Source organism: uncultured Christiangramia sp. (assembly GCF_913046405.1).
GTDB classification, from domain to species: domain Bacteria; phylum Bacteroidota; class Bacteroidia; order Flavobacteriales; family Flavobacteriaceae; genus Christiangramia; species Christiangramia marina.
Window position 1 is genome coordinate 1 of record NZ_CAJWRQ010000101.1, and the last position, 10562, is coordinate 10562.

Genomic DNA, 10562 nt, shown 5'->3' on the forward strand with positions numbered 1-10562 from the left:
GCTCTAATCAAAGAAATACCTCCAATATCGATCTTTTCTATAATATCCTGTTCCGCAGCGCCTGAAGCAACTGTTTTCTCAAAAGGATATAGATCCACAATCACAATGTCTATCTGAGGAATTTCATATTGTTCCAGTTCTTTTACATCACCTTCATGATCCTGACGATTAAGAATTCCTCCAAAAACTTTTGGATGAAGAGTTTTTACCCGGCCACCCAGTATAGAAGGGTAGGAAGTAACATCCTCAACAGGAACCACCTCTATTCCAAGATCCTTGATAAATTTCTCGGTTCCACCAGTGGAATAAATGGTAATGCCCAGCTCATCCAGCTTTCTCACGATAGGTTCAAGACCATCTTTACTGAAGACTGAAATTAAAGCAGACTTTGCTTGTTTTAATTCGCTCATTGTGTTGTGTTTGTTAAAGCTGCAAAAGTAACCAATAAAGCGAAAAATTTAAAAGTGCAACTAATGAATTATCGATAAATTTTGTAACGAAAATTTGGATCCTGCGTCCTATCTTAAATTCATGAGTTAATAGCAGATTTTAAATTATGCTGATCTATTTACGGGTACTTAAAGAGAGCTTCAATTTTGCGATTAGCGCTCTTACTAATAATAAGCTTAGAACCTTTCTTTCCCTACTTGGGGTGACCATTGGTATCTTCTCCATTATCGCAGTTCTTGCAGCGGTAGATTCATTAAAAAAGGATATTACCGGAAGTTTGAGTTCACTTGACAATAGTACGGTGATCGTGATGAGGTTTAAATTTGGACCTAGCGATATACCCAGATGGAAGAGTCAGCAGTTTCCAGATGTAACTTATGAGGAATACCAGAATCTAAAGAAGAGCTTACCCGATCTTGATAATATTAGTTTTGTTTTGGGAATTCCTGGAGGAGCTGCGATCAAATATCAGGATGTTACCAGTAGTGGTGTGGATATAGGAGCAGTTACTCATGAATATTACGACATTGAAGCACTGGAACTCGCAGAAGGACGGTTTTTTAACGAATCTGAATCTGTAAGCGGATCTGGGGTTGTTGTTCTGGGGCATGAAGTAGCGCAAACGCTGTTTGGTGGTTCGAATGGAATTGGTGAAGAAATACGAATTTTTGGACGTAGAGCAACAGTCATTGGAGTCTTGAAGAAACAGGGGCAATCCTTGTTTACCGGTTCCAGAGATGGTCAGGCTTTTGTGCCTGCGAACTTTGCCCGACTGGTTTACGGAACTACGAAGGGAACGGTATTTCCACAATTGGTGATGAAGCCTGAAAGTGGAGCAGATAGCGATGAATTTATCGCCTTACTGGAACAAAACCTTCGGAATATGCGCGGAATCAAGCCCGGAGAGATCAACAACTTTTTCGTTAATGAGCTAAAGGGTCTTACTGAATTTGTAGACAATATTACAGGCCAGCTGAATATCATTGGTTTGGTGATTAGCGGATTTTCTTTACTGGTTGGAGGCTTCGGAATTGCGAATATTATGTTTGTTAGTGTCAAAGAAAGAACCAACCTTATTGGTATACAGAAATCTCTGGGAGCTAAAAACAAATTTATTCTTTCTCAATTCTTATTTGAAGCTGTCATACTCTCCGTGATTGGAGGATTGGTAGGATTGTTCTTTGTGTGGCTGGTTTCAATCGTTGCATCACAGTTTACCGGTGATTTTGAATTTGTCCTTTCACCGTATAATATGTTCATTGGTACACTGGTTTCGGCAATTATAGGATTGGTTTCGGGAATTATCCCGGCAATGTCGGCCTCAAAACTTGATCCTGTGGAAGCAATTCGCACCGGGATGTAAATATTATCTTAGCGGAAAGCGATTTTCAGAACATATTTCACATAAATTATTCTAAAAAAAATTAAAGTTAGTTAAAGGTCTGATATCGAAGACATAGCTTATGTAATTTCAAAACAAAAAGCTATGGAAATGGGAAATGAGATCGAAAAGAATTACCTGCTATCTATACTACAATTAGTAGGATTTTTTGCATTTCTTTTCTTTATTATCGCACTTCAGATGTAATTTTGAACACGATATAAGAACAAAAAAACTCCTGAGAGATCAGGAGTTTTTTTATTTTGAACTTTAATAGTAACCTATAGGATCTCTGCTACTTTCTCGTTCACCCAAACCAGGAATTCTTCATCTTCCGCAGTAAAAGGATCGGCTGTGTGGCTATCAATATCGATCTGCCCAACATTTTCACCATTTACAAATAAGGGAATTACAATTTCTGCCTTTACATTAATGCTACAGGCTATATAATTATCCTGTGCTTTTACATCGGGTACAACAAAATTCTGATTGCTTACCGCTACCTGTCCGCAAATACCCTTCCCGAATGGGATGATCTCATGATCTGTTGGCTCCCCGGCAAATGCCTTCAATTTTAATTCTTCTTTATTTCCATTCTTGAAATAGAATCCAACCCAGTCATAATAACTTATATTTTGCTCCAATAGTTCGCAAACCTGGGTCATTCGCTGTTTGACATCAATATTCGAGTCCTGTAGAATCTGTTCTACTTGTGGTTTTAATTCCTGAAAATTCATATTAACAATATTTGGTGCAAAAGTATTCAATTTGCTGTGTAAAGCATGGAGCCTAAATCTATAAATTTGTTAAAAACCAAGTCGCTACTTTGCTGAAACTCATCAAGAAATACAGAACGGTATTGCGTTTTATATTTGTATTCCTGGGAAGCTATTTCCTTTTTTCCAGCGCTTACAATGCATTTCTTTTGTTTTATGAGCAAACTCAGCCTGTACCCGATGCACTCACAAGACTGGTGGCCTACCAGAGTGGAGATGTAATGCACGCTCTTGGTTACGACAACGTAAAGGTGGTGATGCATTATACAGGATTATCCATGAAACTAATGGTGGAAGGTTATTTTCTAGCCGGTATAGTTGAGGGTTGCAATTCAGCAAGTATCATTATACTATTCACCTCCTTTATTCTGGCATTCTTTGGAAAAACCTCCACGACTCTAATCTATATTTTTGCAGGTGCCGCTCTTATCTATGCAACGAATATTTTACGAATCGTAATACTCTCTGTGAGTATACTTGAGTACCCGCAATATTCTGGTTTTATGCACACCGTATTTTTTCCATTAGCGATCTACGGAATGGTTTTCCTCCTCTGGCTGGTATGGATACGAATCTTCACTAAATACAAAAAAGCATGAAGAAAAGATATAAGATAATTCTTATTAGCTTCATGGTTTTGCTACTTGCAGCAATACGTTTTTTTGAAGATAGTCTATTCTACGATCCATTAATAGCGTTTTTCAGGTCAGATTATCTATTGGGTATTATTCCGCCTATGAACATGGCAGAACTTATGATTCACCTCAGTATACGCTATGCGCTTAATAGTGCAATCTCACTGGGAATCATCTATATCGCTTTTCAGAACAGGAGCATGCTCAAATTCTCGGTTATACTCTACGCCCTGCTATATCTGGGAGCTGTAAGCGCTTTTATATTTCTTGTCCTCAACATCGAAAGAGAACATTATCTCGCCTTATTCTATATAAGAAGATTTCTTATTCATCCATTATTCCTGCTCATCCTTCTTCCTGCGTTCTATTATTACCGGATCAGTAAAAAAGAAATTTGAAAGTTTCATCCTGAATTTTGCAATCCAGTCTGGAATTTAGATTTTACATTCGCTGTTTATATTTGAAGATCAGGTAGTAAACCGTAGATGTTCAAAATTTTGTACTTTTGTAATCTGTGAAAAAACTTTTACGACATATGATTTCTTTGAGCATGGCCTTTATAGTCATGTTATCTACGATGTCTTTTACTGTAGATAAACATTTCTGCGGAAGTCACCTGGTTGATCAGGCTGTTTTTTCAAAAGCAGAAACCTGCGGAATGTCGATGAATGCCGAGGATGAAACTCATTGTTGCACCAATGAAAAGATTGAAGTTGAAGGTCAGGATGAATTGAAGATTTCATTCGATTCTTTCGATTTTCATCAGCAACTATTCATTACCACATTTACGTATTCCTACATCAATCTGTTTGAAAGCTTACCAAAACAGATCATTCCTTTTAAAGATTATTCTCCTCCCTTGCTGGTTGCCAACATACAGTTGGAAGACCAGGTCTTTCTTATTTGATAGTTAAGTTATAGAATTTCTACCACTCAGTTTCTTGCAGTGGCTCTTTGCGTTGTATGCGCTATTTCTAATTTAACTATTGAATAATGCTGAATAAAAGCATCAAATACCTGATCGAAAATAAACTCGTCGCCTTTATATTCCTGGTGATGTTTATTGGTTGGGGTATTGTTAATTCACCTTTTAACTGGGATACCGGTTTACTACCAAATGATCCAGTGGCGGTAGATGCCATACCCGATATAGGTGAAAATCAACAGATCATTTTTACTGAATGGAAAGGACGATCTCCCCAGGATATTGAGGACCAGATCACCTATCCCCTTACTACCAGTTTACTTGGGATTCCAGGAGTGAAGACCATTCGTAGTTCTTCTATGTTCGGTTTTTCCAGCATCTATATCATTTTTGAAGAAGACGTAGAATTTTACTGGAGCAGAAGCAGAATTCTTGAAAAACTTAATTCACTCCCGGAAAATTTACTGCCGGCAGATGTGAACCCAAGCTTAGGTCCCGATGCTACAGGATTAGGTCAGATATTCTGGTACACTCTTGAAGGCCGTGATAAGGATGGAAATGTTACCGGAGGCTGGGATCTTCAGGAATTGAAAAGTATTCAGGATTATTATGTGAAATATGCGCTTTCAGGAGCCAGCGGAGTTTCAGAAGTAGCCAGTATTGGTGGATATGTCCAGGAGTACCAGGTTGACGTAAAACCTGAGCTCATGCGACAGTATAATATTGGTCTTGATGAGGTTGTAAAAGCGGTCAAGGCAAGTAATCGCGAAATAGGAGCGCAAACTCTGGAAATCAACCGGGCAGAATACCTGGTTCGTGGCCTTGGTTACGTAAAATCTGTAGAAGACATTGAAAATGCTGTGGTGACTTCCAAAGATTTCACCTCTATAGAGATTAGTGATATTGCTAATGTATCTATAGGACCAGCTTCCCGTCGCGGAATTCTGGATAAAGAAGGTGCTGAAGTTGTTGGAGGAGTCGTGGTAGCGCGTTATGGCGCCAATCCATTGGAGGTGATCAATAATGTCAAGGCTGAAATTAACGAAATTAGTTCAGGTCTTCCTTCTAAAACCTTGCAGGACGGCACCGAATCCCAACTAACTATCGTTCCCTTCTATGATAGAACAGAATTGATCCAGGAGACTCTTGGAACCCTGAATGAAGCTCTAACTATGGAGATCCTTATTACCATCCTGGTGGTCATCATCATGGTTTTTAACCTAAGAGCTTCGATCCTGATCTCAGGATTATTACCGGTTGCGGTCCTGATGGTCTTTATCTCTATGAAACTTTTTGGCGTAGCAGCTAATATTGTGGCTTTATCCGGGATCGCAATTGCAATAGGGACAATGGTGGATATGGGAATCATTCTTTCTGAAAATATTATCAGGCATCTGGATATGAAGGATGACCGGCCTATAAATCAACTGGTTTACGAAGCCACTGCTGAAGTTTCAGGAGCTATTTTAACAGCTGTACTTACCACGATCATAAGTTTTCTACCGGTTTTCACGATGGTAGGGGCAGAAGGAAAGTTATTCCGTCCACTGGCTTTTACAAAGACAATGGCCTTAATTTCTTCTATTTTGGTAGCGCTATTCCTGATTCCGCCAGTTGCTGCCGTACTTTTCAAGAAGAGGAAAATTCGGAAAGAATTAAATTTCGTAGTATCCGGATTATTGATCCTGGCAGGTATCGTAGCGATTGCTCTAGGATACTGGATAGGCCTGGCAATAATAGCATTTGGATTAGTAGACTTAATTCTGAAATTAGATAAGATCGACGAAAAGCAAAGTAAGTTCTTGAAGATTGCGATTTCAGTACTAACGATCATTCTTCTGTTATCCGTTTACTGGAGACCACTCGGGCTTCAGAATAACATTTTGCTGAACCTGTTTTTCGTTTCTGTTATTTGTTTCGGCTTACTGGCGGTATTCTATTACTTCAAAAAGTATTATGTAAGCATTTTAACCTGGACGCTGGAAAACAAAGCTTTATTTCTAAGTATTCCAATCGCAATAATTGTCCTCGGATTTTTTATTATGAAGAATACCGGTAAGGAATTCATGCCTTCCCTAAATGAAGGTTCATTTCTACTAATGCCTACATCTCTACCGCATTCTGGAGTTGAAGAAAATAAAAGAGTTTTACAACAACTGGACATGGCGGTAGCAAGTCTTCCTGAAATTGAAACTGTGGTGGGAAAAGCCGGAAGAACCGAATCTGCCCTGGATCCTGCACCGCTCTCGATGTATGAAAATATTATTCAGTATAAATCTGAATATATGGAGGACGCTGCGGGAGAGAAACAAAAATTTCGAGTTAATGATGCTGGAATCTTTATGCTGAAAAACGGAAAACTGGCAGCTAATCCTAATTCAGAATTAGAAAGTCCAGAAAATTATACTGACTCACTGGTAAGCGAACCTCTGAAGCTTGGACCTGAACAGTTAATTGCCGATGATGACGGAGAGTATTTCAGAAACTGGAGACCAGAGATTAAAAAGCCTGATGACATCTGGAATGAGATCGCGAGAGTAACGAAATTACCCGGAGTCACCTCTGCTCCAAAATTACAACCAATAGAAACCCGTTTGATCATGCTCCAAACGGGAATGCGCGCGCCAATGGGAATTAAAGTGCAGGGCCAGGATCTAAAACAGATTCAGGATTTTGGGATGAAACTTGAAGATTTATTGAAGCAGGTCGAAGGAGTGAAAGATGAGGCAGTATTTGCCGATAGAATTGTAGGCAAACCATATTTACTAATCGATATTAAAAGGGCAAGTCTGGCCAGGTACGGCATCTCGATAGATGATGTACAACAGGTTTTACAGGTTGCCGTAGGAGGAATGAATCTAAGCCAGACCGTAGAAGGTCGTGAGCGTTATGGGATTCGGGTACGATACCCGCGAGAATTGCGAGCTGGTCCAGAAGATATCAAGGATATTTATGTTCCAGTGGAAGGTGGATCGCCCGTTCCGCTGGGAGAATTTGTGGAAATTAGGTACGAGCAGGGCCCGCAGGTTATTAAAAGCGAAAATACATTCCTTACCGGCTATGTTCTGTTCGATAAACTGGACGGTTTTGCTGAAACCAATGTTGTAGAGAATGCCACCGCCTTCCTTCAGCAGAAAATTGATTCTGGAGAACTCAATGTTCCAGCCGGGATCAAATATCGTTTCACCGGGAATTATGAGAATCAGGTGAGAGCCGAAAAAACGCTTTCTATTGTTGTTCCATTATCCTTACTAATCATCTTTCTTATTCTCTATTTCCAGTTCAAATCTGTATCCACGTCACTAATGGTTTTCGCGGGAATTGCGGTTGCCTTTGGTGGTGGTTTCCTGATGATCTGGTTATACGGGCAGGAATGGTTTATGGATTTTAGTCTTTTTGGAGAAAATTTCCGACAGTTATTTCAGATCAAAACGATCAATTTAAGTGTTGCCGTTTGGGTTGGCTTTATTGCGCTCTTTGGCATTGCTACAGATGATGGCGTAGTGATGGCTACTTATCTTACTCAGACCTTCGAAGCCAATTCTCCAGATAATAAAAAGGAAATTCGGCAATCTGTTATTGAAGCCGGGGAGAAGCGAATTCGACCTTGTTTAATGACCACAGCCACTACAATACTGGCTTTACTTCCTATTTTATCTTCGACTGGGCGTGGGAGTGATATTATGATCCCAATGGCAATTCCTGCTTTTGGTGGAATGTTGATCGCCTTAATTACTCTATTTGTAGTGCCGGTGCTCTTTAGCTGGAGGCAGGAAGCTAAAATTAAAAGACTTAAAAGTTAATCATGGCAGTAAGTATTATCAGAAATAAAGAATTGCCAGTAATCCTGATGGTCTCCATTAAAACTAGCAGGTCTAACATTATTTAAGATGAAAGCAGAAAGAATTAGAAATACTTCAAGCATGTGTAAGGATGGGATATTAATAACGATTTTCTTCGTTTCACTTTTTACTTTCCACTCATTGCAGTCCCAGCAATTAAGGGATTATCAAAAGCAGGCTCTAGATAACAATCCAGCAATCCAGTCGATGAATTCATCTGTAGAGATTGCTTCAGAAAAAATCAAGGAAGCGAATACGCTGTCTGATACTGAATTTGGAGTTGGTTATTTTGTGAGTGAACCAGAAACAAGGACGGGAGCTCAAAAATTGAGACTTTCTGTACGACAAATGATGCCTTGGTTTGGAACTATTAACGCCAGGCGTAATTACTCTGGCTCTTTAGTAAGTATCGAGGAAGCGGAACTGGAGATCGCGAGGAGACAGCTGATGCTAAATGTTGCCCAGGTCTATTTCGAACTATATGAAGTAAAGGAGAAGATGGAAGTTCTTGAGCAAAATGTGGAGTTATTAGAGGTTTACAGGACTATGGCTTTAAATTCTGTTGAAGTCGGCAACGCTTCTGCCGTAGAAGTCCTTCGGCTTAAAATGAGACAAAATGATCTAGTGGAAAAGTCCAGGGACATTCAGCTAAATTCCGAAGCATTGGAAAACGAGTTTACGAACCTTTTAGATTCCGAAGATAGCATATACTTAGAATGGAGAGATTCGATTTCTATACCACCACAGCGAGCAGATAATAGAAGTTTGCAATTACATCCCGAGCTACAGCGCTATAATAGATTTTCAGAAAGCGTAAAAACTTCAGAAAAACTAAATCAACTCGAATCTGCTCCAAAATTTTGATTTGGACTCGATTATATAAGCGTTCAGGAGCGACAGGATATGGTGGTTCCAGATAATGGGAAGGATATTTTTATGCCAATGCTTTCTTTCTCTGTGCCTGTTTTCAATAAAAAATATAAGTCCGTTAGCAGGCAAAACGACCTCAAACTGGAACAGATAGATTTAGAACGAGCCAATACACTGAATGAACTGAATACTAGATTACAAACTGCTTTGAACGAACGTGCAGCTGCGAGGATTAAGTATGAAACTCAGCTAGATAATCTTTCCCAGGCAAAGAATGCAGAGGAGTTATTGCTGAAGCAGTATGAAACCGGGACAATCGATTTTGATGACGTGCTGGACATTCAGGAAATACAGTTACAAATACAAATGAGTCTTATAGAAGCCGTGAGCAACTGGTATAAAAAAGATGCTGTCGTACAATATCTCACTACAAACAATTAAGCTGATGAAAAAAATACTGATATATATTGGAATCCTGATTTTCGGACTAATCCTTGGCTATTTATTCTTCGGAAGTGATTCTGGAGAAGCTTCAGGCGATCATGATCATGAAACTTCTGAAGCGGAGTCTATGTGGACCTGCTCTATGCACCCTCAGATCATGCAACCTAAGCCCGGAGATTGTCCTATTTGCGGGATGGACCTTATTCCCGCTGAAAATTCTTCGGAAGGTCTGGAAGCAAATCAATTTAGTCTCACAGATAACGCGATGAAACTGGCGAATATTCAAACTACTATTGTGGGTAAGGGAAGCGGCATGGAAGGAAAGATTTCTCTTTCTGGTAAGATCGAGATCAATGAAGATAAGAAAGCGGTAATGCCTGCTCATTTCAATGGCAGAATAGAAAAGCTCTACGTTAAAACAGTCGGAGAAATGGTGAAGCGTGGGCAAATTGTTGCCAGTGTCTATTCTCCTGAACTTGTGGCTGCCCAACAGGAATTAATTACAGCTGCGAAATTAAAAAACTCCCAGCCTCAGCTATATAATGCGGTACGTAAGAAATTTAATAACTGGATGATAAGCGATGCGATGCTAGATGAGATCGTCCAAACCGGGAATGTAAGAACCAATTGGCCTGTACATTCGAATGTTACCGGAACTATTACCGAGATTATGGTGGAGGAAGGCTCGCATATTCAGGATGCAATGCCGATATTAAAGGTTTCTAACCTTGGCACTGTCTGGGCGGTTTTTGATGCCTACGAATCCCAGATTAGTAACCTGGAAGAAGGACAGACTTTGGATATTACAGTGAATGCCCTGCAAAATGAAAAGCTAAGCGGTAAAATATCTTTTATCGATCCTATTCTGGACACAGATTCCAGAACGGTTGAAGTCCGGGTGATTTTGAACAATGAATCAAATAAACTCAAACCAGGCATGTTTGTGGAAGCAGAGGTTGAAATGGAGCAGGCTGCAAACACCGAAACTCTTGAAGTGCCTAAAACAGCTGTAATGTGGACTGGAGAACGCTCACTGGTATATGTAAAAACTTCTTCTACCGAGCCGGTTTTCGAAATGCGGGAAGTTGTACTGGGAAATTCATCAGGAGAAACTTACCAGGTTTTAAGCGGACTCGAAAGTGGAACTGAGATTGTGACCAATGGAACCTTTACCGTAGACGCTGCAGCTCAGCTTCAGGGAAAGAATAGTATGATGAACGGTGGATCCAAAGCGAATTC

9 protein-coding genes and 1 pseudogene are annotated in these 10562 nt (G+C 39.8%); 8 read left to right on the forward strand and 2 right to left on the reverse strand.

Annotated features, from left to right (window positions below):
• A pseudogene (locus QZ620_RS11870) lies at positions 1 to 410 on the reverse strand (bifunctional phosphoribosylaminoimidazolecarboxamide formyltransferase/IMP cyclohydrolase PurH); the annotation flags it as partial.
• 146 nt (positions 411 to 556) lie between these two features.
• On the opposite strand from QZ620_RS11870, the gene QZ620_RS11875 reads away from it, so the two are divergent.
• Positions 557 to 1813 (forward strand): ABC transporter permease, encoded by a 1257-nt coding sequence (locus QZ620_RS11875; protein ID WP_295181904.1) that lies wholly within the window; start codon positions 557 to 559, stop codon positions 1811 to 1813.
• 299 nt (positions 1814 to 2112) lie between these two features.
• Here the strand turns inward: QZ620_RS11875 and QZ620_RS11880 are convergent, their stop codons facing one another.
• Entirely contained in the window at positions 2113 to 2568 is a 456-nt protein-coding gene (locus tag QZ620_RS11880) for a GAF domain-containing protein (protein WP_295181905.1), read from the reverse strand.
• A gap of 89 nt (positions 2569 to 2657) precedes the next feature.
• On the opposite strand from QZ620_RS11880, the gene xrtF reads away from it, so the two are divergent.
• From xrtF to QZ620_RS11910, 7 genes are all read left to right on the forward strand, one after another.
• Positions 2658 to 3206 (forward strand): exosortase family protein XrtF, encoded by a 549-nt coding sequence (gene xrtF, locus QZ620_RS11885; protein WP_295181906.1) that lies wholly within the window; start codon positions 2658 to 2660, stop codon positions 3204 to 3206.
• Complete coding sequence (locus QZ620_RS11890; RefSeq protein ID WP_295181908.1) at positions 3203 to 3640, forward strand: exosortase F system-associated protein; 438 nt, start codon at positions 3203 to 3205, stop codon at positions 3638 to 3640. Before xrtF ends, QZ620_RS11890 begins: the two co-directional genes overlap by 4 nt.
• 116 nt (positions 3641 to 3756) lie before the next feature.
• Complete coding sequence (locus QZ620_RS11895; protein WP_295181911.1) at positions 3757 to 4149, forward strand: hypothetical protein; 393 nt, start codon at positions 3757 to 3759, stop codon at positions 4147 to 4149.
• An 86-nt stretch (positions 4150 to 4235) separates the two neighbouring features.
• Positions 4236 to 7970 (forward strand): efflux RND transporter permease subunit, encoded by a 3735-nt coding sequence (locus QZ620_RS11900; protein WP_295181913.1) that lies wholly within the window; start codon positions 4236 to 4238, stop codon positions 7968 to 7970.
• 87 nt (positions 7971 to 8057) lie between these two features.
• Positions 8058 to 8873: a TolC family protein gene (locus QZ620_RS13890; RefSeq protein WP_366935465.1), complete on the forward strand. Its 816-nt coding sequence runs from the start codon at positions 8058 to 8060 to the stop codon at positions 8871 to 8873.
• A 39-nt stretch (positions 8874 to 8912) separates the two neighbouring features.
• Positions 8913 to 9320 carry a TolC family protein gene (locus tag QZ620_RS13895; protein ID WP_366935466.1) on the forward strand — a complete coding sequence of 136 codons (408 nt, stop codon included), beginning with the start codon at positions 8913 to 8915 and terminating at the stop codon, positions 9318 to 9320.
• Between the two features lie 4 nt (positions 9321 to 9324).
• The coding region (locus QZ620_RS11910) for an efflux RND transporter periplasmic adaptor subunit (protein WP_295181916.1) at positions 9325 to 10562 on the forward strand (1238 nt) is incomplete at its 3' end.

Coding starts and splice junctions, on each gene's coding strand:
- QZ620_RS11890 (WP_295181908.1), top strand. CDS start 3,203: ATGAAGAAAAGATATAAGATAATTCTTATTAGCTTCATGGTTTTGCTA.
- QZ620_RS11880 (WP_295181905.1), bottom strand. CDS start 2,568: ATGAATTTTCAGGAATTAAAACCACAAGTAGAACAGATTCTACAGGAC.
- QZ620_RS11875 (WP_295181904.1), top strand. CDS start 557: ATGCTGATCTATTTACGGGTACTTAAAGAGAGCTTCAATTTTGCGATT.
- QZ620_RS11900 (WP_295181913.1), top strand. CDS start 4,236: ATGCTGAATAAAAGCATCAAATACCTGATCGAAAATAAACTCGTCGCC.
- QZ620_RS13890 (WP_366935465.1), top strand. CDS start 8,058: ATGAAAGCAGAAAGAATTAGAAATACTTCAAGCATGTGTAAGGATGGG.
- QZ620_RS13895 (WP_366935466.1), top strand. CDS start 8,913: ATGGTGGTTCCAGATAATGGGAAGGATATTTTTATGCCAATGCTTTCT.